General features: G+C 68.3%; 22 protein-coding genes. 13 read left to right on the forward strand and 9 right to left on the reverse strand.

All coding sequences use genetic code 11. From position 1 onward, the window contains the following. Positions 1-484 precede the first annotated feature (484 nt). The 8 genes from ACX27O_RS25095 to ACX27O_RS25130 all read left to right on the forward strand — a co-directional run bounded on the left by ACX27O_RS25095 (position 485) and on the right by ACX27O_RS25130 (position 6,558). Positions 485-1,417 carry a hypothetical protein gene (locus ACX27O_RS25095; RefSeq protein WP_357688463.1) on the forward strand — a complete coding sequence of 311 codons (933 nt, stop codon included), beginning with the start codon at positions 485-487 and terminating at the stop codon, positions 1,415-1,417. Next, positions 1,401-2,393, forward strand: a complete 993-nt coding sequence (locus ACX27O_RS25100; protein ID WP_458940258.1) for a TRM11 family SAM-dependent methyltransferase — start codon at positions 1,401-1,403, stop codon at positions 2,391-2,393. The genes ACX27O_RS25095 and ACX27O_RS25100 overlap by 17 nt, the downstream gene beginning before the upstream one ends. Next, positions 2,390-3,256, forward strand: a complete 867-nt coding sequence (locus ACX27O_RS25105; protein ID WP_458940171.1) for a hypothetical protein — start codon at positions 2,390-2,392, stop codon at positions 3,254-3,256. The genes ACX27O_RS25100 and ACX27O_RS25105 overlap by 4 nt, the downstream gene beginning before the upstream one ends. Continuing rightward, positions 3,253-3,804, forward strand: coding sequence for a DNA cytosine methyltransferase (locus ACX27O_RS25110; protein ID WP_458940172.1), 552 nt, complete (start codon positions 3,253-3,255; stop codon positions 3,802-3,804). The genes ACX27O_RS25105 and ACX27O_RS25110 overlap by 4 nt, the downstream gene beginning before the upstream one ends. A gap of 220 nt (positions 3,805-4,024) precedes the next feature. Then, on the forward strand, positions 4,025-4,495 hold the full coding sequence (locus ACX27O_RS25115) for a hypothetical protein (RefSeq protein WP_458940173.1): 471 nt from the start codon (positions 4,025-4,027) through the stop codon (positions 4,493-4,495). 111 nt (positions 4,496-4,606) lie between these two features. Next, positions 4,607-4,984: a helix-turn-helix domain-containing protein gene (locus ACX27O_RS25120; RefSeq protein WP_458940174.1), complete on the forward strand. Its 378-nt coding sequence runs from the start codon at positions 4,607-4,609 to the stop codon at positions 4,982-4,984. Continuing rightward, positions 4,972-6,102: a tyrosine-type recombinase/integrase gene (locus tag ACX27O_RS25125; RefSeq protein WP_458940175.1), complete on the forward strand. Its 1,131-nt coding sequence runs from the start codon at positions 4,972-4,974 to the stop codon at positions 6,100-6,102. The genes ACX27O_RS25120 and ACX27O_RS25125 overlap by 13 nt, the downstream gene beginning before the upstream one ends. 18 nt (positions 6,103-6,120) lie before the next feature. Further along, positions 6,121-6,558 (forward strand): hypothetical protein, encoded by a 438-nt coding sequence (locus ACX27O_RS25130; protein WP_377633404.1) that lies wholly within the window; start codon positions 6,121-6,123, stop codon positions 6,556-6,558. A 144-nt stretch (positions 6,559-6,702) separates the two neighbouring features. On the opposite strand, the gene ACX27O_RS25135 is transcribed toward ACX27O_RS25130, so the two are convergent. Then, on the reverse strand, positions 6,703-6,954 hold the full coding sequence (locus tag ACX27O_RS25135) for a transcriptional regulator (RefSeq protein WP_377633402.1): 252 nt from the start codon (positions 6,952-6,954) through the stop codon (positions 6,703-6,705). A 230-nt stretch (positions 6,955-7,184) separates the two neighbouring features. Here ACX27O_RS25135 and ACX27O_RS25140 point away from each other — a divergent pair, with 230 nt between their 5' ends. Next, positions 7,185-7,655: a hypothetical protein gene (locus tag ACX27O_RS25140; protein WP_377633400.1), complete on the forward strand. Its 471-nt coding sequence runs from the start codon at positions 7,185-7,187 to the stop codon at positions 7,653-7,655. Between the two features lie 9 nt (positions 7,656-7,664). Here the strand turns inward: ACX27O_RS25140 and ACX27O_RS25145 are convergent, their stop codons facing one another. From ACX27O_RS25145 to ACX27O_RS25155, 3 genes are read right to left on the reverse strand one after another with little or no spacing between them, the layout of a single operon-like run. Then, positions 7,665-8,414: a hypothetical protein gene (locus ACX27O_RS25145; protein WP_377633398.1), complete on the reverse strand. Its 750-nt coding sequence runs from the start codon at positions 8,412-8,414 to the stop codon at positions 7,665-7,667. Between the two features lie 34 nt (positions 8,415-8,448). After that, complete coding sequence (locus ACX27O_RS25150) at positions 8,449-8,766, reverse strand: hypothetical protein (RefSeq protein WP_377633396.1); 318 nt, start codon at positions 8,764-8,766, stop codon at positions 8,449-8,451. Beyond that, positions 8,759-9,424, reverse strand: coding sequence for a hypothetical protein (locus tag ACX27O_RS25155; protein WP_377633395.1), 666 nt, complete (start codon positions 9,422-9,424; stop codon positions 8,759-8,761). The genes ACX27O_RS25150 and ACX27O_RS25155 overlap by 8 nt, the downstream gene beginning before the upstream one ends. Before the next feature lie 518 nt (positions 9,425-9,942). Here ACX27O_RS25155 and ACX27O_RS25160 point away from each other — a divergent pair. Continuing rightward, positions 9,943-11,172 carry an EVE domain-containing protein gene (locus tag ACX27O_RS25160; RefSeq protein WP_377633393.1) on the forward strand — a complete coding sequence of 410 codons (1,230 nt, stop codon included), beginning with the start codon at positions 9,943-9,945 and terminating at the stop codon, positions 11,170-11,172. A gap of 616 nt (positions 11,173-11,788) precedes the next feature. Here the strand turns inward: ACX27O_RS25160 and ACX27O_RS25165 are convergent. From ACX27O_RS25165 to ACX27O_RS25180, 4 genes are all read right to left on the reverse strand, one after another. Then, positions 11,789-14,440, reverse strand: a complete 2,652-nt coding sequence (locus ACX27O_RS25165) for an ATP-binding protein (protein ID WP_377633392.1) — start codon at positions 14,438-14,440, stop codon at positions 11,789-11,791. A gap of 167 nt (positions 14,441-14,607) precedes the next feature. Then, a complete protein-coding gene (locus tag ACX27O_RS25170; RefSeq protein ID WP_377633390.1) occupies positions 14,608-14,877 on the reverse strand; it encodes a hypothetical protein in 270 nt (89 codons plus the stop codon). Positions 14,878-15,226: 349 nt separating this feature from the next. Then, the gene (locus ACX27O_RS25175) at positions 15,227-16,834 is read right to left on the reverse strand and encodes a sigma factor-like helix-turn-helix DNA-binding protein (protein ID WP_377633388.1); all 1,608 of its coding nucleotides are present in this window, start codon (positions 16,832-16,834) and stop codon (positions 15,227-15,229) included. A gap of 90 nt (positions 16,835-16,924) precedes the next feature. Further along, on the reverse strand, positions 16,925-17,581 hold the full coding sequence (locus ACX27O_RS25180; protein ID WP_458940176.1) for a CbrC family protein: 657 nt from the start codon (positions 17,579-17,581) through the stop codon (positions 16,925-16,927). Between the two features lie 444 nt (positions 17,582-18,025). Between ACX27O_RS25180 and ACX27O_RS25185 the strand changes: the two genes are divergently transcribed. Continuing rightward, a complete protein-coding gene (locus ACX27O_RS25185) occupies positions 18,026-18,571 on the forward strand; it encodes a hypothetical protein (protein WP_377619644.1) in 546 nt (181 codons plus the stop codon). A 756-nt stretch (positions 18,572-19,327) separates the two neighbouring features. After that, positions 19,328-20,179 carry a ParB/RepB/Spo0J family partition protein gene (locus tag ACX27O_RS25190; RefSeq protein WP_458940177.1) on the forward strand — a complete coding sequence of 284 codons (852 nt, stop codon included), beginning with the start codon at positions 19,328-19,330 and terminating at the stop codon, positions 20,177-20,179. Positions 20,180-20,304: 125 nt separating this feature from the next. Here ACX27O_RS25190 and ACX27O_RS25195 read toward each other — a convergent pair whose 3' ends face one another. Next, positions 20,305-21,594 (reverse strand): condensation domain-containing protein, encoded by a 1,290-nt coding sequence (locus tag ACX27O_RS25195; RefSeq protein ID WP_377633383.1) that lies wholly within the window; start codon positions 21,592-21,594, stop codon positions 20,305-20,307. Positions 21,595-21,658: 64 nt separating this feature from the next. Between ACX27O_RS25195 and ACX27O_RS25200 the strand changes: the two genes are divergently transcribed. Then, positions 21,659-22,591 carry a carbohydrate kinase family protein gene (locus ACX27O_RS25200; RefSeq protein WP_377633381.1) on the forward strand — a complete coding sequence of 311 codons (933 nt, stop codon included), beginning with the start codon at positions 21,659-21,661 and terminating at the stop codon, positions 22,589-22,591. Positions 22,592-22,692 lie beyond the last annotated feature (101 nt).

The raw sequence follows: 22,692 nt of genomic DNA on the forward strand, positions 1-22,692 counted from the left end.
TCAGCACCTCCCGATGCTTCCGGAAGGGGTCAAAATTCAGCCGGAACCACGGGGTCAGTTTTCAGGCGGAGCCGACAGCTGTCACCGCTGGACATCCCGCACCCTGTGACAGGCGACGCCGCGCCGATGACAACGGCCCCGCACACGACGCTCGGCAACCTCTCACAGTGCCGGTCAACGCTCATGTCCACGTCGACGCCCGACTCGCACTCTCCAACCGGCGCCGCCACCGTCAGCGCCTCCTGTCAGTGACCCAACGCCACCGACAGAAACGAGTAGGGACGAAGCCGGTCCCGTCTCGGTAGGGCGCCTCCCGATGGCTGCCGCCACGTCCCGCGCACCAGACATGACGAGGAAACCGGGACCAGCCGCTGACGGGTCGAGCGTTGTGAGCGGTTGTGGGTTCGGCAAGTGTTCGCCGAGGCTCACAAAACCCGGTTTGGGGATGTCAGCGCTTCACGGCGCGGCGCGGAGCCGACAGCACATGAGCGAGCAGACGCCGCACCCACACCCGCAGGCCGACCACAGCGAGCCGGCCGACTCCACTCTCATCGACCTGATCGCCGGCGACCCGCCGGTACCGATCACGGTCTGGCGCACGGCCCGTACCGACGCCGACCCGCACGCCATCCTGCCCACCCGTCTGGCCTACCGCCTCGTCGCCGCCTACAGCCGGCCAGGGGAGGCGGTGGCCGACCTGACCACCCACCACGTCCTGGCACCGATCTGCGCCCAGGGCGGTCGCCAGCATCACCGCGCTTGGTTTACCGACAGCTCTAGCCTGATCATCGGACCCGCCACCGCCGTCACGCCGGCGGCCACGACCGAAACCAACCCGCTCACCGCGCCCGGCGAGCCGGAGGCCGGCGACGCGCAGGACCCGCCCAGGCTGGTCGACTGGTTCGGCGACGACCTCACCGACCCGGACCTGCCCGGCGCCGACGCCGCGGTCGTCCGGCCGCCCGACGACGGGCCGCTGGACGCGGCCATCAGCCTGGTGGCCGCCTCCTGGCCGCTGCACGAGGCCGGCACGACGGCCCGGGTCCGCCTCGCCTGGCTCCTCGCTGCCTGCGCGCGGCTGCTGCGCCCCGGCGGCTGCCTCATCCTCGTCGTCGCCGTCCCCGCCGGCACGCAGCCCACGCCGGAGGACTTCGGGCCGCTCATGGCCGCCGCCACCGCAGCGGGACTGGGCTACCTGCAGCACATCGTCGCCGTCGAGGCCGACACCGACGGCGACCAGTTCGTCTACTACGGCACGGACGAGGAGCTGCTCACCCTGGCCCACGCCAACCCCGAGCAGTGGTCGGTCGCCCACTTGCGGGTACATGCCGACCTGATGGTCTTCACCCCGCCCTCGACTCCAGCGGCCGGGGTGGGACGGCGCCGTGGCCGCGACGGTGGTGAACGCCGTGGCTGAGCACACCACCGCGGGATCGTCCGGCGCGAACGAGCCGGACACCAACAGCTCCCCTGTGGGCGAAGACCATCCGAGCCGGCACCGCGAGTACGACGGTCGCCACCGCGCCGATCCTGGGGGTCTGTCCGTCTGGGCCACCGCCCAGTCGACCGGCCCCGTCCAGCGACGCGGCCGGTACATGCCGGAATCGGTCAAGCATCCCGCCCGGATGCTGCCCGCGATCGCCGCCCACGCGATCGCCGCCTACACCGAGCCCGGCGATCTGGTCCTGGACCCGATGTGCGGCATCGGCACCACCCTGGTCGAGGCCGTCCACGCCGGCCGCGACGCCTTCGGCATCGAATACGAGCCGCAATGGTCGAACATCGCCGACGCCAACATCCGCCACGCCCACGACCAGGGCGCCAGCGGACGCGCATCGATCATCCGCGGCGACGCGACCCGGCTGATGTCCCTGGTGCCGAAGGCCCTCACCGGGCAGGTGGCGCTCGTGGTCACCTCACCCCCGTACGGGCCCACCGTCCACGGCCTCGTCCGCCCCGGCGAACACGGCGTCGTCAAGTACGACGACCGGTACAACGACGGCGAGGACAAGGGCAACCTCGCCTACCGCGACCTGACCGGCCTCACCGACGGCTTCGCCCAGATTCTGCGCGGCTGCGCCACCCTGCTACGACCCGGCGGCACCGTCGTGGTCACCGCCCGCCCGTGGCGCAAACGCGGCGAGCTGGTCGACCTGCCCAGCGCCGTCATCGCCGCCGGCCTGCGCGCCGGACTCGCGCCGACCGAGCGGTGCGTCGCCCTCCTCGCCGCCGTCCGTGACGGGCAGCTCGTCGCCCGCCCGTCGTTCTTCCAACTCCAACAGGTCCGCAAGGCCCGTACGGCCGGGGTGCCGATGCACCTCATCGCCCACGAAGACGTTCTGATCTTCACCACAACGCGCAGGCCTGAGGACGGATCCGGGGTGGTCGCGTGAGCCCACCCACCCACCGCTACCTGTCCCTGGGCGCCGGCGTGCAGAGCTCCACGCTCCTGCTGCTCGCCGCCCAGGGCACGATCCCCGGGTTCACCGCGGCGATCTTCGCCGACACGGGCTGGGAGCCGGCAGCGGTTTACCGGCACCTGGACCGCCTGACCGGCATCGCCGAACAGGCCGGTATCGAGGTGGTGCGCGTCCGCACCGGTGACATCCGAGCGGACGCGCTCGACCCACGCCACCGGTTCGCCTCCATGCCCCTGTTCACCCTCGGCCCGAACGGTGAGCGGGGGATGGCCCGCCGGCAGTGCACCTCCGAATACAAGATCAAACCCATCAAGGCTGAGGTGCGGCGCCGCCTGGGCTACCCGCACCCGACGCGCGTCCCGATAGGGGTCCGGGCGCAGGTCGCGATCGGGATCAGCCTCGACGAGATCGGTCGAGCCCGTGACTCCGACGTCGCCTACATGCACAACGTGCACCCGCTGCTCGACGTCGGCTGGCGACGCACCGACTGCCGACGCTTCCTGGCCGATCACGGCCTCGCGGACACCCCGAAGTCGTCGTGCGTGGGCTGTCCGTTCCACGACGACGGCTTCTGGTTCGCCCTGCGCGAGCACAGCCCGCAGGAGTGGGCCGACGCCGTCGCCTTCGACCGGTCCATCCGCAACGGCTCCGCCCGGGCCAACGCCGACGGACACCCCTTGCGCGGCCAGTTCTTCCTGCACCGGCAGCGAGTACCGCTCGACGAGGTACAGCTTCGCCCACGTCCGCAACCCGCGGACGCGCCCGGCTGTGGCCCCTGGTCCTGCCCGAACGGCGAGCCGGCGACAGGCGACGCCGGGCGCGGGGAGGTGGCGTGAGTAGTGCCCACACCACCGCGCCCCGCATCGGATCGCTGTGCACCGGCTACGGCGGCCTCGACCTGGCCGTCGAGCTGGTGCTCGGCGGTCAGCTCACCTGGTACGCCGAGACCGACCGGCACGCCCGCACGGTCTGCGAGTATCACTGGCCCGGCGTGCCCAACCTCGGTGACATCCGCACCGTCGACTGGACCCGCGTCGAGCCCGTCGACGTCCTCACCGCCGGGTTCCCGTGCCAGGACATCTCCAATGCCGGCAAACGCGCCGGCATCACCGGAGAGCACTCCAGCCTGTGGAGTGCCGTCGCCGACGCCGTTCGCGTCCTTCGACCGCCGCTCGTGTTCGTGGAGAACGTCGCCGCCCTCCTGCGGCGAGGCTTCGACGTCGTCGAAGCCGACCTGGCCGCGATCGGGTACGACACGAGCTGGCTATGCCTACGCGCGTCCGACATCGGCGCCGCCCACCGCCGCGACCGGCTGTTCCTGCTGGCCACACCCACCGCAAGCCTGGGAGGGGGCGCGGACGTTGCCGACACCGTGTGCCCGTGACGGCAAAGGTCCCGGCCACCAGCACGGCCTGCCCGACCTCATCGAACCGTCGGGCTCCACCCACGGCCTCCTACCCACCACCGCAGAGCACGTCGCTCGCACCGGTCAGCACGCGCATACGCGCGTCGACGGCGCGCGGCTGCTGCCCACTCCCAGGGCGAGTGACACCGGCACGCCCGGGCGACGCGCGGGTGCCGGGTTCCGGCCCCCGCTGTCTCAGGTGCTGCTGCCCACCCCTCGGGCCACCGACGGCGAGAAGGGCTGCCCCGGGCAGCGCGGCTCCCACGGGGACCTCACCCTTCCCTCCGCGGCGGTGCGGGTCTTGCCCACCCCGCGCGCGTCCGACGGGCGCGGCCCCGGGCGCCACGGCGACGGCGGCGCGGACCTGCGCACCACCATCGCCGCCCTCGGGCAGCCCGACGAGCAGCGTTGGGGCGGCTACGCCACCGCGGTGGCCCGCTGGGAGCTGCTGCTCGGCCGCCCCGCCCCCGAACCCACGCAAACCGGCCGGCACGGCAAGCCCGTCCTCGCGCCGCCGTTCGTGGAGTGGCTCATGGGGCTGCCCGAGCACTGGGTCACCGACCCCACCCTCGGGGTGCCCCGCACCGCCGCGCTGCGGGTCCTCGGCAACGGCGTCGTCCCCGCCCAAGCGGCGACCGCTCTGCGACTGCTGCTCTGCCAGCACACCTAGCCACTGCCAGCCCTCGGGTGGCTCGTCGCGGGCGCATCCACAGACCGTCCGCGACGAGCCACCACCACCGATCTCCAGCCGCGAGAACCTCCGACGTTCGGGAGTCCACCGATGCCTGCCAACCTGCCCCGAGCCCGACGCCGACCACCACCGGCCGCCCCCACCCCCCACCACACAACAGATGGCCACGACGAGCAGGAGCCGCGGCTCTACACCCCGGCCGAGGCTGCCGCCCGACTTTGTGTGCCGGAGTCATGGCTGCGCCGACGGGCCGGCCGCCGCCAGATCCCCTGCACCTTCCTCGGCAAGCACCTGCGCTTCTCAGCCGCTGACCTCGCCGCCATCATCGCCGCCGCCGCGCAAGCCCCCACCGGCCGGCGCACCACCCGCCGCCGGCAGCCCACCGGCGACTTGCCCCACCCCGACAGCCACGCGTCAATCACCACCCCCGACACCAACCGGACGGAGACCACACCATGGCCTGGGTAGAAAAACGCGGCACCCGATTTCGCGTCCGCCTGCGCATGCCCGACGGCACCGTCACCACCGACTCATCCCACGACCTGCGCGACGACGCCGTGATCCGCGCCAAGGAAATCGATGTCGAAGCGGCCCGCGACACCTACATCGACCCCCGCGGTGGGCGCATCCCCCTCGCCGAGTGGGTCCCGATCTGGGAGACAACGCACCAAGCGGGCCCCGCGACCTGGGCCGCTTACCGCAGTCACCTCCGGCTGCACATCCTGCCCGCCCTAGGCCCGCTGCCGCTGGTCGACATCCGCCGCCACCACGTCAAAACCCTCGCCGTCGCCCTCGGCAAGCGCCTGTCGCCGCGCTCGGTCGCGGACGTGATCATGGTCCTGTCGATGGTCCTGCAAGAGGCCGTCGAAGACCGACGTCTGCCCTTCAACCCCTGCCGGGGAGTCCGCATCCCCAAAGGCATCCGCGCTGAGCGACCACACGCCAGCGCCGAGCAGGTCGCCGCGATCGTCGCCCGCCAAGCCCGCCCCAGCGACGGGCTGCTCATCCTCACCGCCGCCTACACCGGCATGCGATGGGGAGAACTCACCGGACTCACCCGCGACAACGTCGACCTCACCACCGGCAGCATCCACGTGCACCCCGACGTCGGCGCGCTACACGAGGTCGAAGGCAAGCTGTTCCTCGGCCCACCCAAGACCAACGACAGCGTGCGCCACATCCGGCTGCCCCGTTTCCTGACCACCCTCCTCGCGGTCCACCTCGCTGAACAACCCCACCACATTGTGTTTCCTGGGGCCCGCGGTCATCACCAGCGGCGCTCCAACTTCAACCGCCGCGCCTGGACGCCCGCCGTCGCCGGTAACCCTCAACGGGGTATCCCACCGGTCCTGCCCGGCATGCACTTCCACGACCTGCGCCACACTCACAAGACGTGGCTCATCGAGGACGGCATACCCGAGATCGCCCAAGCCCGTCGCCTCGGTCATCGCCTGCCCGGTGTGCGCGGTATCTACAGCCACGTCACCGAGCCAATGATCGCCACCGTCGTCGACGCGCTGCAACGTCGGTGGGAAACCACCCAGCCCGACGGTGCCACCGTCCGACGACTGCGCGTGGTCGCCTAACGGGGGAGGATGAGAGCCATGCTTCAGGCCTTCGTCGCGGAACCACCGTGCGCGGTGTGTGGGCGACCGGCAACCCACGTCGAACTCATCGCACCGACCTCCCAGCCGGTGGGCTGGCAGCGCTGGTCACCGCCGCAGCGCGACACCTACACCGCCGCCCGACAGCGCCACAGCGGCCAGCAATGGTGGCTGCTGTTCTCCGGGATCGTGGCCGGCAACGGATCCGGCCGACCGGTGGACCCGGCAGAGGCACAACGAATCGCTGACGCCTTCACCCAGCCCTACCGGTACGCCGCCGTAACCTCCGCGGGCTTCTACGACGACGCCGGATTCTGCGGCCAGTGCGACGCCCCATACTGCTACCACCACTGGAACGTCTCCAGCACCGGCTACGGGCGATGCCCCCGAGGCCACGGCAAAAGCCTCGACCCACACTGGTGGCCCGATGATCTATGAAGCCGAGGATTCGTCCTCCGGCTGCGGCAGCGCTGACCAGGAAGACAATCCGCGATGACAGCCCTATCAGTCGTGGATCCGCACTGGGCGCCGGGCTGCTCGCGACAACCGAACAGCCGAGCCCGCTGTCCTTGCCCCGCTGGCTCACCGGCGTCGCATGATCGCGTGCAGCGTCCGGCCGGCCCCCACCTCCGTCAGAGTGACGAGTTCCCATCCTGTATGGCTGAGGTAGTCGGCGGCCGCGAGAGCCTGGCTGATGTTGTCGCCGCCAGCGGCGTAGGCGACCACGGCAAGATGCCGGTGAGGGTAGGCGCGTAAATCGACCAGTTGCTGCAAAACCGCCGCCGCGGTGATCGCACGGGAACGAGCGACAGACTCGATGGTCTCGTGGGGCATGCCTCGACGATAAGGGCAACCCACACGGGTGATTGCCTGGCGCAGCTGACGGTATGGTCAACGGCGTGGAAGCGCGGTCCTGCAATCGGGCGCTAATTGTCGGCCTTCTGGTAACGCTCGCGGTTACCGCAGGGTGCGACGACGGCGGATCAGCGAGGCCCCGTGCCGTCACCACCTCGCCGAGCGTTGGTGTTCCCGCCACAAATAGCCCGGCACCCGCTGTTGACTCCTTGTACGACGCCACCAACCTCGACCTGTGCAAACGCACCGACCTGGCACCCCTGGCAGACCTATCGGTGAAGGTCGCTCGGACCGACCCGAAGCCACCGCTGGCGCGGCAGGGCTCGTCGTGCTTGTTCGAGATGCGAACCGCCGACGACCACCAGGCCAACCTGCTGGTGGAAGCCTCCTCGTTGACGAGCGCCGAGGAGGCCGGACGCCTCTACACCGCGACCCAGCAGGTGACAGGCATGACGGCCGATGGCCCCGTCTCCGGCGTCGGCGAGGAGGCCGAGGGGTTCGTCAAGCGATCAGACCCTGGCTTCAAGTACACCGAGTACATGCTCCACACCCGCCACGCCAACCTGGTGGTGAAGGTCTGGCTCGCGGTCGGCGGCGACGCCTACCTGCCTAAGGAGGCACTCGCCGCGAAAGCGCTGACCATCCTCAAGGCGACCTACAGCGCCGTCCCGCACGCCTGACGACAGGCTCTACCCGCGGACGGCTTCGGGCCAACGGCCGCCGGGAAGCTTCGAGTAGTCACCGACCTGCGTCGCGATGTCCCGGACGTTACCCAGCGCGTCAACGAAACGCTCACCGATCCGCAGGAGGGTGTCCAGTCCCGCGGTGACGATATCGCCGACAGACTTGGCTAACGTGTCGATGGCCCAGGGAATGTTGATGACCGTCGTCGCGTCGACGGCGGCCTGGGCGAACTGCCCCGCCAGCTTGGTGACGATCGTCGCCAGCTCGACCGCGTAGTCCACGTTGGCCCTAGCGATCTTGAACAGCCACTGACTGATGAACTCCGCCTTGAGAACGGACTCGTCAACCGCCGCCCGCTGCTTGACAGCCTTGTCGGCGTAGGCGCGCGCCGCGTCGCCGGTCCACTTGACCAGGTTCTGGTCGATTGGCTCACTGATCGTGAACGACAGCTGGGAGACGGGCGTCTTCACCTCGGTGATCCACCGGAAGCTCATCGAAATGAGCGACAGCACCGGCACCTGGTGCTCCAACGCGTGATCAACCCGATCCATGACCTCCCGCAGGCCGCGGCGCGCGGCGTCAATGTTGTGCTTGATCCATAGCAGCGCCGCCGGTCCGATGACCCACGCCCACTCGTTGACCCGCGAGACGACGTCGTTGAACCCCTCGACGGCAAGGTCCACGCCGACGCGGATCTGGTCGAAGGCCTTGTTGAACGGCACGCCGTATTCCAGGTCCGGCGGTGCGGGCTGCATGAGCTTAGATCCTTCCGGGTAGCGACGTCCGTGTTTAGGCTTTGTAGATCGTGTTGAGGTCCAGCGAAATCACCTCGTCGGCCCGGTCGTAGGCGTCGGCGACGCGCCGAAGGGCTTCACCGACCTGCTCAAACTCCGTCGCTGCCCCGGCGAGGATCGCGACCATGAAGGTGTGAAAGTCGCGGTACGCGGCTGCGTGGACGTCGGCGTTGACGTCGCCGATGTAGAAGGCGGAGGCATCCAAGCTCAGCCCGTCCGTGGCGCCCTTGATGGCGGTAGCGCTGTCGGACAGCTGCAACCATTTGCCGCCCTCGGTACGCAACGCGTCGGTGATGACGTTCAGCTCATCCACGCGACCACCCCTCAAGGTCGTGTTGATCTGCCCCTGCGAGGTCGAAGGAGCGAAGGACGGACCGTGCGTCGAACTGCAGCTGACCGGCGTCGGCACGGGCGATCCGTCCCGTGTCGCCGGTGATACCGACAATGCTGTTCGCGCGAATCCGCAACGTCAGACAACCGTTGGGGCTGGTCATGACCTGCTCGACTGGGGAAACGCGTAGCTGCGCCACCCGATCCAGCTCCGCGTCGAGGCCCTGCAGCGTGCGCCAGGTCGCCCGCGACCACACGTCCTCATCGAGCTCCGGCGACGCCTGCACCGCGGTCGGTCGTGGCAGTGTCGGCGGAGCCTGCCCCTGCTGAAATTCCTTCAAGGCGGCCTGTTCCAGTGCGGCGCCGACGGCAGCGCTATAGGCCTCAAAGAGCACCACCGGGAACCGAGCCACGCCAACCTCGCTACGCCACTCGCGGCCAACCAGGACAGTTTTAACCCGCCGTCGCGTATCGACGACTACCGAAACCGATCCGGTGGCATCGGATCCGCAGAAACCATCCGTTGGGGACGGATTCCCGCCCTCCCGCAATACCTGCTCGACGCGCTGCTGAAGCGCGGCCTCATCACCGAAAAAATCGAGGCTTGCCAGCGACAGGCGTGGGTCACGTCCGTCGCTCATCCGTCCCTCAGTTTCCTCAGCAACCAGCGGGTGCCCAATGGGCCCGATCTCCAAAGGCACGACCACCGTACGTGAAACCTCGTCAACCCGCAGTACCCGTGCCCGCCGTCCTGCGATGCCCTTACCGGGGGAAACTGGCCGAGTTCGCGGATCGGGCGGCTGCCGATGCCTAAGCCTTCGAGCGCAACGCCCGAGGTGCCTTCACTCGTCGCTCAGCCGACGATCGCCAAGGCACCATCGGTCGGTACCGATGGTGAGGTCTAATCCCGTACCACGGGCGCACCGACTGTTCCGTCGTCTAGGACGTCGGTCGTACACAGGGCTCTGACCAGGCTATTCGAGATCTCATTGGCCGCGGTGAGGTGCACCCAAGTACGGGCCAGCTCTATCGGCCGGCGTCGCAGAGGGCCTGCCTCGGGCACCGCGAGCAGCGCCGATCGGCCTACCCTTACCGTCCGAGCCGACGCTCGGCGCCAGCACGGTGCCGAGAGTTCATGGGTGACTGCTGGAGGTGTCTCGTGCGGTGGCTCCTGCAATGCAACCCGACCAAGTGGCGCATCCATGATTTCGTCGCCGATGGTCATGAGATAACCGCGTGGACGGCAACACGTCACCTCAGCGATATCCGTCCTGATCAGGATATTGCTCTCTGGTTGACCGGAAGCACCGGCGGGGTGGTAGCGGTGGGCCACACCACCGGTCCTCCAACACCGGTGGCAGAGGGGCGAGTCGACGATGGCTATTACGCCGAGCCGCCTGATCCTGTCGCCGCCCGCTGGGTGGTGCCGGTCCGGCTCACGCGACGATTCTTGGACCAGCCGGTGCCACGCACCGCCCTCGCTGGCGATCAGGACTTCGCTGATAGCGCGATACTCACGCGGCCGTGGTCGGGCAACCCGTTTCCTCTGACAGACCGACAGTGGCTGGCCGTCGCACGACACTCGTTCGGCAGAGGCACCTCGGTCAACGGCCAGCTACCCGCCGAGGCGATGACCGGCGCGACCGACCTCCTACGCCGCTTGGTCGGCCGGCCGCTGACCACAGCATCAGGCCGACTCAACACCGTCATCGAAGTACGCCCTCCACACGTCATCGTCAGCACCGAACGCAGCCCCAACGGCCAGCCTGTACCGGTCGCCTGGGTCGACGATGCCCTCAGGCGCCTCCTGCGCGACGGGTGCGTCGAGCTTCACCCGCGTACCAGTACCTACCGGAGTGCGTTCCTCGGAGCGGTACTGCTCACCCTGCCGGGTGCCCGCTCGTCCGGTAGCCCTCCTGTGATCACCCTCGACGCTCCATCGCAGCTCGACGCCGCAACCGGCGCATTCACCTTCGATGGCGACCTCGAACGGTTCGGCGTAGCCACTCATCGTGGTGAGCAAGCCCTGCTGCGCCAGCGCCTTTTCGCCTCAGCCACGGACGCCGACTGTGCTATCTGCGGGGAGACGTACCCGGTCCGCTTCCTTCGCGCCGCCCACATCAAGAAGCGCGCGGTCTGTACGGAACAAGAGGCACGCGACCTCGACCACATCGCCATGCCCGCATGCCTACTTGGGTGCGACGCCCTCTTCGAGGCTGGCTACATCGCTGTTGACCCCACCGGCCATGTCATCGTTACCGGCGACCCGGGCAACAGGGCCGCGCTAGATCAACGGTTGGCAGAGCTGGCAGACCGACGAGTAGACGCTCACACGACCAGCAGCGCTTCCTATTTCGCTTGGCACCGCGAAAATACCTTCCGCAGCTGACTCAGCAGTTCATCGGCGACGATCAGCATCGGACGGCATGGGGGCAGCTGGGGGCCGACGTCGCGATCGCCCGCCCTTACACCGGTAGAAGGCCTCCGAGGCCGCGTCTGCCGAGGTCGAAGTTGCCGCTTGCGATTGAAGGTCGCACGTTCGGCACTGGCCTTTATGCAGGTCACCGCAGGCATGGGCCCGCAGGCCCCCTGCTCTCACGCCGACACGGTCATAGGCGTCCTGACCCTAGCCCGGGGGATCGGCTACCGCGCCCAGCGTCCAGTCAGCCAAATATGCAGGCGACGCGCAACGGCGGCTATTGCATGGACCGGGGGATCTCCGAGGGCTAGCCACGCACTACCAGCACGGCAAGCTCGGCCCCCACGTCGAGGTACCGAGTTTCGGCCAGAGTGCAGCCGCCGTCCACCAAGCTGCGATTGGACTGCCGACGGCGCATAGACACCTCTGGCCCGCACCTGGAGCCTCGCCGAAGGGGGCCGGATAGCGCCGGGCGGCGGGGACGGTGGAGGGAGTTGAGAGAGCCGCTTCGAAAGCCGATGGGATCTGCCTGCTGAGCCGTCACTGCCGCACTGAATCAGGGCTGCGGCTCTCACCTCGCTGAGGCTCAGTGAGCCTCTTCAAGAATCGACCGGTTGATTGGTACGTCGCGCAAGAAGCGGTCCCGAAGGCGACCATCCAGCGTGGCTGCCTTCTTGAGTACCAGTGCTCGGGCGAGGTGGAGCGACTCGTTGGCCTCGCCATCGTGGCCCAGCGCACGCTGCACGGCCGCGTGCCGGTAGAGAATCTCCTCTGCCACAACCGCGGCGAGCCGCCATCCTGCCTCGCGCAAATGCTCCGTCGCACATGCGCTGAACCGCAAAGCCTGCTGACCGTCACCGCGGCCGAGATGCCACTGCCCTAGCAATGAAAGGGTGACAATCTCGCTACGCCGCATGCCGGTGCGTTGGATTTCATCAAGGCAGTTCCGCAGCACGTTGCCAGCGAGCTCGTCGTACGCCGGATCGGCATCGACCATGCTCAAGAGGCTCGCCGCGTACAGGTTCGCGACCAGCGGCGCCAGGTTCGCCTGCCAGGTCACCGCTGCCTCAGCCTGCGCGTCCCTCAGCTGGCGTAGTCCCAAGGCGTCCCTGCGGTCTTGCACGCGGCGGGCCCCGAGGTACGCCAGGTTGACGGCATGCCAACCGTCTGGCTCTTCTTCATCGCGAGATCCGACCGCCTCGGCTAGGCACTGTTCGGCCTCCGTGTAGTTGCCGATCCCGGCCTCTACCTGTGCCAGATAGTTGAGACCGATCGGTAGCAGTCCCAGGTTGGGGCGTCGCCGCACCTGCGGGATGGTGGCCCGTAACCGGGCCAACGCAGCACCCAGCCTGCCTGCGTCGTAGAGGTTGACGCCGATCTGTAATGCGACCATGTGGCGGGCGCGCTGGACGACCGGATCCTCGGACTGTCGCACGGAGTCGTCCTCGGAGGCAGCGGCCTCTGCACGGGCCAGGACTGCCAAGCCGCCCTCCACGTCAGTCTTGGGTAGCTGCCGCCCGTACTCGCAGCCCGCCAACAGGATGCTAACCGCGTCGCCGTTCTTCAGCGCCTCGTGCCATGCCTCCCGTAGCAGAGGGAGCGCGGCCGGCACTCCTCGTGTGTACAGCAGCACTTTGCCGTGCAAGTACTGGGCGCGGATCCGTAGATTGGCATCCCCGGAGCCTTCTGCCGCCCGCATCGCCTCCGTTGACAAAGCCTCCAGGCGTACGGTCCCGTCTGGTTCTGGTCTGGTACGCCAGCTCAGCTCGCTGGCCGTCAGCAAGAGCTCGACTAGCTGGGCTCGGAGCCGGCACGTTTCCTCGTCCACTGGGGCGCGCCGAACACACTCGAGGCCTTGCTCGGCGATCTTGACAACCTCGGGTGCTGACGCACCGGTTTGAGAGAGCCGACACGCGACAAAGTGCGCTACTCGCCCGGCCGCGGGCCAGTCCCGCCCCAAGCGGTGATGTCGCACAAGCTCAAGCGCCAAATCCTGCGTCAGATCTCGATGATCCTCCGAGTACTCATGCAAGACCCGCCCGATCCGCCGATGCCGATCCCGCCGTTGCCACTCGCTCTGGTCGAGATACAAAGCCTCCTGCACCAGGTCATGCTCGAAGGCATAGCGGTCAGCCTCCAGCCGGTCGTCCCACGTGTTTGGCGGGAGCAGCTGCAGCAGCCCTGTGTCCCTGGCTAGCCGGTGCAGCCGATCCGCGACTCCGTCATGACGCGTGTCGAGAACCCTTGCCACGATGCTGCTGTGAAACTCCCGTCCCTCAACCGCTCCAACAGCCAACAGCCGACGGTCGTCGTCGCTGAGGCGGCTCAGCCGCGTGGCCACCACCAGCCGCACCTGCTCGGCCAACTGAATGCCCTCAGGATGCGGTGCAACCAGGTCGCTCGGTAGGTGGTCAGGGGTTGACGGCAGCGCCAGCTCTCGTCGATTGCTGAGGGAGTACCGAAGCAGGAGCGGATGCCCACCGGTGCGCCGGGCAAGCTCTACGGGTGCTACGTCAGGCGCAGACATCCGCTCGGCGTATTCGGCGATGGCCGACACAGGCAGACCCCGTAGCCGTATCCGCTGAGCGAGCCCGGTGACGACTAGGTCATCCACAAGCAGGCGCGCGGCTTGATTCGCCACGAGTTCGTCGTCGCGACCGGCAAGGACGAAGAGAACCCGCTGATCTTCGGCCGCCCTGGCGAGATATGACAGCACTGAACACGAGCTCTCATCGATCCGATGGAAGTCATCGATGGAGATGACCACCGGGAACCTCTCCTTGATGAGGTGTAGAAGCGCATCCGCCATTGCCCTCGCAGCGGTGCGGTTCTCGACCAGCGGAGCGCCGGGCACCGGGCCGGAGAGAGTCTCCGCGACCATCTTCAGGGTCGACCCCACTCCCGGAACCAACGTCAAAAGTTCTGGCCAGCGCTGCTTCACCGCCTCACCGGACCGTCGTAGCAGTCGCCTCCTCTTGGGCCTGTTGCGATCGATCAGCCAAGCCAGGTCAATGAGCGGTCCGTACGCCTCCAACTGCCCCACCTGAACGTGGCACCCTACCGACAGGAAGTCAGCCGGGGTGCCTGCCTCCTGGATGTGTCGGAGCAGGGCAGTCTTGCCGATGCCAGCCGGACCTTCAATGATCAGGAAGCCGCCATGGCCATCACACGCGCGATCAACCAGCGCCCGGACCGCGGATTGCTCGTCTTCTCGGCCGACGAACAGTTCAGCGGGCATCAGACCTCCCGAGAGCGAAGACCATCAAGGCATTTCGATCCTGACAGACTGCCTCCACATACCTCCGGATGAGGTGACGTTCGGGAGGGTCCTCCCCGACGCCGTCGAGACGAGTACCCCCTAGGCCGTCCATCCGCCCGGCGGCGGCCGTCCTGCCGGTGATGGTTTCAAATTGTCTGCTCGCCCCGGCTTCGTTCATCGAGCTCGCGTCGGTACCAGAGTCCGGCGAGGAAGGCCGCCAGTACACCGAGCACGGCCGAGCCGATGCCGCCAGCGAGCCGAACCTGCCCAGTACCCATCCACGATGCGAGTAGCGCGACCGTGGCAAGTACCGCGCAGACGATCGCCGCCGACAGCAGGGCTCGTCCCGAGCGCGGCGCGTTCAATACCAGGCCGGCGGGTTGCCGCTGCACAACCAGCACGTCCTCAAGCTTCATGTCCGGCTCAACCTCAAAGCCAGCCCGCCTCAGCGCCTGAACGTAGCGGCCTATCGTCCCAGGCTTCCTGGGGTAGCCGCAGTACGAGACGTAAAACGGCTCCGATCCGTCACCGCTGGCGCCCTCCACCGCAAAGCCGTCCAGATGGCGCTCGCCAACGTCACGAAACCCGGCCCCGCGGAGTACGCGCCGTACGGCCTCAGCGTCGCGGTCCCGTAAAGACCGATGGTCGGGTTCGGGTGGTCAGGGTGCATGCGCGATCTCCCACCGGCAGGGCGCGCTCGTGCGGCAAGCGGTGTCGGTTAGGTGCGTGTCGAGGGTCGGGCAGCGGTCACTCAGGGGGCGGCAGCTAGGAAGCCGTGGCGACGCGCACACCCGGCGGCAGGCCGGCGGCGTTCGGGTCGGAGAAGACGGCTTGCGCCTGGTCGGCCTTCCAGATGGCGATACCTAGTCGAGTCGCGAGCCGTCGCCACACCGGAGGGACCGGCTCTTCGGAGACCACGACGAGCACGCCGACTACCTCGGTCACGCCCGCCTCGACGTACCAGGGCGTTCCTGCGGTCAGGTGGTCGAGGTGGTGCTGCATCTGCTCGGCTAACTGCCCCACTCCAAGCCTGTACTGCTCAACTGCGCCTCCGACCGACTTCACCTCGACGTTGATCAGACGTTGCTTGTGCAGGAAGAACGCATCTTGGCCAACATCCCAGCCGCGCGTTTGATGTCCGCCGGTCCGGACTGCCTCGCGGAGTTCCCGCAACACCGCATGATGGCGCATGGTGCTCGCATGCTGCGCGTGCCGGTCCACCACTGCGGCCGGCGGAGCGGCGGAGATGACCGGCGTCGCCTCGGGCGTAAAGTCGGTGAGGAATCCCTTGCGCTCCGGCGTTTCCTCGCCGCCGATGACCACAACAACGTCCCGGTCCTTGACCTCGTTGTCTGCGGCCCACGCCTCTGCGGCGTCTGGCTCGACGGTGACCTCAAAGGTCTGGTCGTCGCCGTCCGCGATGTTGACCTCCAGAGCTTCGTCGTCCCCGTCGTCGGTGGCATCACTGCGGGCCGCGTCACCAGCGAGGACTTCATCGGCCGCATCGGGCCCGAGGTGGGCGGATAGCCGCATCGCCAGCGACGAACGAGAGCGGCTCAGCAGCGACGCCAGCGCCTTCAACGGCACACGGTGCTCTGCGACCAGGGCGGTGAGCGCTGCGTCGAACGCACGGGACGCAGCCAGCCGTTCGGCGTGGTTGGATCCGCGGCCGGGTCGCATCTCGGCGGCGTCGAGAAGGTCGCGCAGTCGCGTGAGTTGCTCATTCAGGCCTTCAAATGGGTCACGGGCTGGTGCAGCCTGGTCGCGCGTTCTGGGTTGCATCGATGGCGGCAGATGACCAGTGATCCGCTGCAACCGCAAGCGAATGGCACCGGGAGTCAGTCCGAGCTGTTTGGCCATCGTGGCATCCGCAACGCCCCGGTCGCGGGCTTCGAGCAAGATTAGCGAGTACTCATCGGCGGCCTGCCCAATCGTCGAGTCCGGCGCACTGTGGCCGCGACGCATGGCCGCGAGCGGCTGCAGCTCCTTCAGCCGCCCCAGCTCTTCCTCGGTCAACCGGGGCCGCTCGACCTTCTCGCGTCCGGGTTTAGGTGCGACTCGGGATACCTCCGGCTCGATGCCCGCAACCGTCATTGCTGGCACCCGCGCCACACGCTGTCGGACCATCTCCCGGCTGACGTCGAGCACCTCGGCGATCGCCTGAAGCGTGTAGCCGCGCTTGTATAGCTGCGCGCACAGAAGGTTCAGCGCCTGACCAGCAACCCGGTCGCGAGGGGCGTCGGCGACGCGTAGCTGCAGCTCAATGAGCTGGTGGGCGTCAACGTTGGGCACCACATTACGTAGCGTGGCAGATCCGGCGTACCTGCCGTCCGCGTGGCTCTCCGGCCCGTTCCCCATGATCGGCACCTGCACAGAATCGCATGCGACGGCAATGGACTTGAATCCCCGCAAGCCTGTGGGCAGGTCCTTCCAGCGGTGACTTCTTCGGTGGATCCGAAGGCGTCAGCACGGGTGGTCCTGGTCGTGGCCGGGGTGATGTCCGCTCATGTCGAAGAGAGCGCGTCTGCGTCTCGGCGATAAGCCGCGGTCAGCCGAAATCCCAGGACGCGAGGTGAGTCCCGCAATGCAGGCATTGGAATAGATACGCGGTGGGCTCACCGTTGCGATCGAGCCGGTGCAGGAACTCTTCGGTTCCTGGAGTGACCAGCCCAGTTGCCGGTGGCTCGCCCGAAGCATGTTCAGGGCCTCCGCATGAGGTTCGACATCGCGGTAGCCAGCCGGGCCGAGAAAAGCCGCGCCATCGCCGCAGTGGTAGAGCCATGACTCTTGCTGCCAACCGGTGAAGCCAGGGGTCCGGCGAGTGATCTCCTCGATGACGTGGTGCGGCACGTCGTGAGGCACGTCGATCGCGTCACTGAACTCGCCAGGCATGTCCAGGATGTCGCTGCCATCCGTGGCGACGGCAACGACGCCGAGTGCCCTGGAAGCCTCCCCGGAGTAGATGCAGTGCAGGCAGAAAGTCTCGGGTTGTCCGCCGTGGATCGGTCCCCGGTAGCGAATTTGCCGAAGTTGCCCGCAGACGCTGCATTCGTGCTCAATCCGCATCGCCGAGCCCGTGGCCAAGGGATCAGGGTGGTATCGAAACACCGGCTCGGTCACGAGCCCATCATGCCAACTGTTGGTCACAGCCCCGACAGGGCTGCTGGTCCTACCACCTCGCGCACGCCTTCAGGCCCGGTCGGAGGACCGTCGATCTGGTGGGTTCGATGCCCGCCGGCGCCCTGTTTTGCCGCGACCCGCGGTCTATCTGTGGGGACTTAGCCTCGTCAGACGGCGACGGGGCTGATGAGACTGTCATTGGGCCTCTGTGCTGAACCGCTGCCGGCGAAGCCAACGTCCGCCTGCCGCCGTCGCCAGCCCGCACGCTGTGGGAGGGACGCGGGTGCGGACGACTGGGATCATGGGCCGATGATGCATTCGTTCCATCTCGCGCTGCTTCCGCCGGCCTTGACCTTGCGCACACTGCGTCGCAGGCCTCGGGCGGCTGGGCTGCGGCACGCCGAATGCCTCGCGCTCATGCGACTCGGCTCCCCGGCGTTGTCGGTGGAACGGATGCAGCTGCGACGCCTTGCGATGTTCGCCGAATGGGACGACGAATCGGCGTTGGAGCGGTTCCTCGCAGACGACGATCTGGGGCGGCAGCTCGACGACGGATGGCATGTGCGACTGCAGTACTTGCGGCGTTACGGCGAGGTGGCCGCCCTCGCTGGCCTGCCGGTGCAGGCGGGCCGGTGGGATCCGCAGGAGCCTATCGTGGCCGTCACCCTCGCCCGGCTCAAGGTTCTCGAACTACCCCGGTTCCTGAAGTGGGGGCGGCCCGTCGAACGCTTGGTCGCCGGTCACCCCGGCACCACGTTCGCCACCGCAGCGGTACGCCCGCCCCACACGTTTTCCACCTTCACGATCTGGCGCAGCGTCCGCGAGATGACCGACATGGTCCACGGCCGCAGCGCCGTCCCACAGGCCCATACACACACCGTCGCCATGGCTGAACAGCATCGCCGGGACTTCCACCACGAATCCGCGTTCATGCGGTTCCGCCCTCTGTCCGAACACGGCACCTGGGAGGGGCGCACCCTTCTCCCCTGAGCGACTCGAGAACCACGCTTGATCAGATGCACACACATGCCTCTGGTCGTGAAGGGGTGTGCGCAGGTCGGTGGCTTGGGTGAGTAGGCGACGAGCGTGCGGTGGGTAGGTGGCGGTAAGCAGCACCAGGGCATGCCCGTGCTCGGCGGACTGCTGCCGGGGGTGTAGTAGTACGGGTCTGCCGGGGTGTCCTCGGGTGGGCGCGATGCAGCATGGTGCGGCAGACGTCGGCGGCGGTCTGGTAGGCGTGGAGGTCACGGGCGGCGGCGTGCGCGGTTCCGAGCCAACCGGAGGAGTGGGCCGACGTCGTCGCCTTCGACCGGTCCATCCGCAACGGCTCCGCCCGGGCCGACGCGGAGGGCCGTCGAGTACGAGGCACCGCTCCCCGGAAACGCCGTCGGTCGGCGGTCACTCGATTGGTTGACAGTTAGCGAAAGGCCGAGTTGGGGCCGGCGGCGCCCTGCGTCGACGCGCACCGACTCTAACAACATTGTCGTGGACTTACCAACAGAAGTTTGAGAAACATCAACCTCCGCGCGGGTTCTTGCGAGACTTCGTTCGGTCACATACGGTCACAGTCATCGATTGATGTGACACGGCACGGGGGTGCGGATGGGCGGCCATAGCGGTCGGGTAGAAACGCGTCAAATTCTTATCGATTCACTCGTCCCAGGGGATTCACCCCGGCTCAGCGGCGAGGATGCGGAGCACGTCCAGCTGCTGGCGCAATCCGACGATCCGCTACCGCCGATCCTCGTGCACCGCGCCACCATGCGGGTGGTCGACGGCGCGCACCGGCTCCGTGCGGCCGTGCTCCGGGGCGAGGAGACCATCGCTGTCGAGTTCTTCGACGGCGACGAGCGGGAGGTCTTCGTCGCGGCGGTCCGCGCAAATGTGGGGCACGGGCTCCCGCTGACACTCGCGGACCGGGAGGCCGCCGCAGCTCGGATCATCGCCTCGCACCCTCACCATTCGGACCGGGCGATCGCCGAGATCAGCGGGCTCGCCGCCAAGACCGTCGCCGCCATCCGGAGGCGTAGCGGCGTGGGCAAGCAGCAGGTCACGGCCCGGATCGGTCGAGACGGCCGAGTCCGGCCACTGAGCAGCGCCGAGGCCCGGCGTGTCGCGAGCGAGACCATTGCCCGGCATCCGCAGGCATCGCTGCGGGCGGTGGCCCGGCTGGTGGGGCTGTCACCCGCGACGGTACGCGACGTTCGCGACCGCCTGGGGCGGGGCGACGATCCGGTGCCGCCCGGGCAGCGCGACGAGAGCCGCGGGCAGCCGCCTGGGCGCCGGCACACCGGATCGGAGCGGCGCCGGCCCGGTGCCGAGAACCGGGTCGGCCGTCCGGGCGGCGGTGCCGGGCGTGACCGGGCGACGCTGCTGCGCAACCTGAACCGGGATCCGTCGCTGCGGTTCAGCGAGTCCGGCCGGCACGTACTGCGGTGGATATATTCCCGGGCCAGTGGGCCTGAGGGATGGGAGCAGGTGATCGAGCGAATGCCGTCGCACTGCGCGTACGTGGTAGCCGAAGTGGCGCGCGGCTGCGCCGAGGAATGGCTCGCCTTTGCCGATCGGTTGGAACGGCGAATGCGTGACACCGGCTGACCGGAACGGCGATTCCCATTGCCGAAGTGGATGACGATTCCTGGTCCCGAACAGTTTCGCGGATCTGCCAAACCCGGTGGAAGCCGATTCCCCTGTACCTGCGAACGCTTGCGAATTCCTGCCGGTCACGCTCGCCGTCGGACGGGCCGGGGAAGGTCCGCGATGCTCAGTAGCCGCTGTTTCAGCGCGGCAAGCAGTTCGGCGACGTCGGCCACCGCGTACCGCAACGGGTCGTGCCAGCAGTCGATGGTCAACACGTTGGCGCCGTGGCCGAGCATGAAGTGCAGTCCCGCCTCCTCCGCCAGTCCACCCGGGTCGGGGCGGCCGATGAGGCGGGCCGATCCGAACCGTACCGGTGGGGCCGGCGTGAAGGCGTTCACCGTTACCACGGAGGGCCGATAGTCGCTGATGGTCCGCTCCGGCTCCACCCACCGGAGCACCAGCGGGTACGGAACACTCTGGTGCGGCAGCTGTCGCAACCACGTCTCGCGGACCGTGGCGAGCAGGCTGACGAGGTCGAGTGGGTCGGCGAACCGGAGGCGTACCAACACCATGTTCGCGAACCAGCCGACGGTACTGATGAAGGGAGGCCGGCGCCCGTGGGTCAGAACCCGGAACGTGACGTCCCGCTCGCCCGACGACTCCGCCAGAACCGCCGCCACCGCCGCCAGGTACGCCGTGAAGACGGTGACCCGCTGGGACGCGGCGCCCGAGACGACGGACCGCCGTTCGCGGTCGTCGAACTCGATCCGGGCCGAGGTGCGTCGGCCGGAGAGCGGGCCGACGGGGTCGAGGCAGAACTTCGGTACGACGGGCCGGTTGAGCGCGGTACCGGCCAGGTGTTGCTGCCAATAGCCCAGGGAGGGCGGATGACCGGCGCCGTACCGCGCGTGCTGTTCCGCCGCGAACGCGCCGTACGAGTCGGGTCCGGCGGGATCCGGCACCCGGGTGGTACCGGCGGCGAGGTCGGTCAGGACGATATCGAGCGAGCTGGCGTCCATGACCAGGTGGTCGAAGGCAAGCGTGAGTACCTGCCGCCCGTCGCTTCGGGTGAGCAGCTGGCTTGACCACAGCGGCCCCTGTCGGCGGTCACGGAAGCGGTCGGCTTCCGCCGTGACCTCGGCTTGGACCTGGTCGGCGGTGAGGCCGGTCCGCACGATCAGCTCCGGCGTTACCTCGTCCGGCACCAGCATGGCGGTGCCATCTGGCGTCAGGTGCCCCCGCAGCGCCGGATGCGACCGCATGAGCTGTGTCAGCGCACCACGCAGCCGCTCCGCGTCTATGTGACCGTCGACGTCGAAACTGGCATTGACATTGAAGGGAACAGGTCCGTTGATCCGGTCGCGGGCGAGGCGTGCGCTTTGCGCGTACGACAAGGGCCATCGCTGTATTCCACCCGTCATCGGCCCCCCCATATACTGCGCGCGCCCGTGCCTGCGGGCAGGTTATCCGAGGAGCCGTTCCGGCGGAAGGAATGCGATGACGGATTACGATGTGCTGGTGGTCGGCGGAGTGGGCGTCGATACCATCGTCCGCGTTCCCGACCTCAACATTCCGTCCGGCGACAACTACGCCGTACCGCCTATCCTGGACTACGTCGCGCATTCCGGTAACGGTGTGGCGCTGGGCTTCCACACGCTCGGGCTGCGGACGAAGTTCGTCGACTTCCTCGGCGACGACGCCCAGGGTGCGCAGGTGCTGGCCAGGTACGCCAAGGTCGGACTGGACTTCGCCCACCTGCCCGCGCCCTCGGGCACGTCCCGCAGCGTCAACCTGGTCGACGACCAGGGCCGCAGGTTCTCCTTCTACGATCCGCGCCATCCCGCCGACCTGCGCCTGCCGGCGGACTTCTACCTGCCCTTCCTCACCCGGGCCAGGCACGTGCACGTCGCCTCGGGGCGGGGTTTCGGGGCGTTCGCCGACGCACGGCGGCTGGGTCTCACCACGTCCACGGATATCCACGCGTGGGACGGGGTGACGTCGGACCCCCTTCTGCATACCCGCGAGGCAGACCTGGTCTTCCTCAGTTCGGCTGCGGCGCCGGAGAAGATCGAGGACCTGATGAGCGCCCTCCTGGACGCGGGTCGGACCGAGGTGGTCGTGGCGACCGAGGGCGCGGCCGGCTCCCGCGTTCTGACCCGGGCCGAACCCCGGGTCCGCCGGTTCCCGGCGGTGGCGCCGGAGCGTCCGGTGGTCGACAGCAACGGCGCCGGTGACGCGTTCAGCACGGCCTTCATGAGCCGGTGGTTCGCCGGACGGCCGGTGGAGGAGTGCGTGCTCGCCGGGGCGGTCTCCGGTGCGTACGCCTGCGGCGCGCCCGGCACGCACGAAGAACTGATCACCGGCGCGCAGTTGGAGGCAGCCGTCGCGCGAGCGGCGGCCAGCCCGGAGTGGCGGGCTGGCCGACTCTAGGACGGCAGGTACTCCGCCATGCTGCGCGAGAGAACCTTTTGACCGTGCGGCGGGCACGGACAACCGGGCGGGCCGGCGGATCCGGTGAGACCCGGTTCGCC

The sequence above is a fragment of the Micromonospora sp. SD19 genome, from assembly GCF_054462275.1.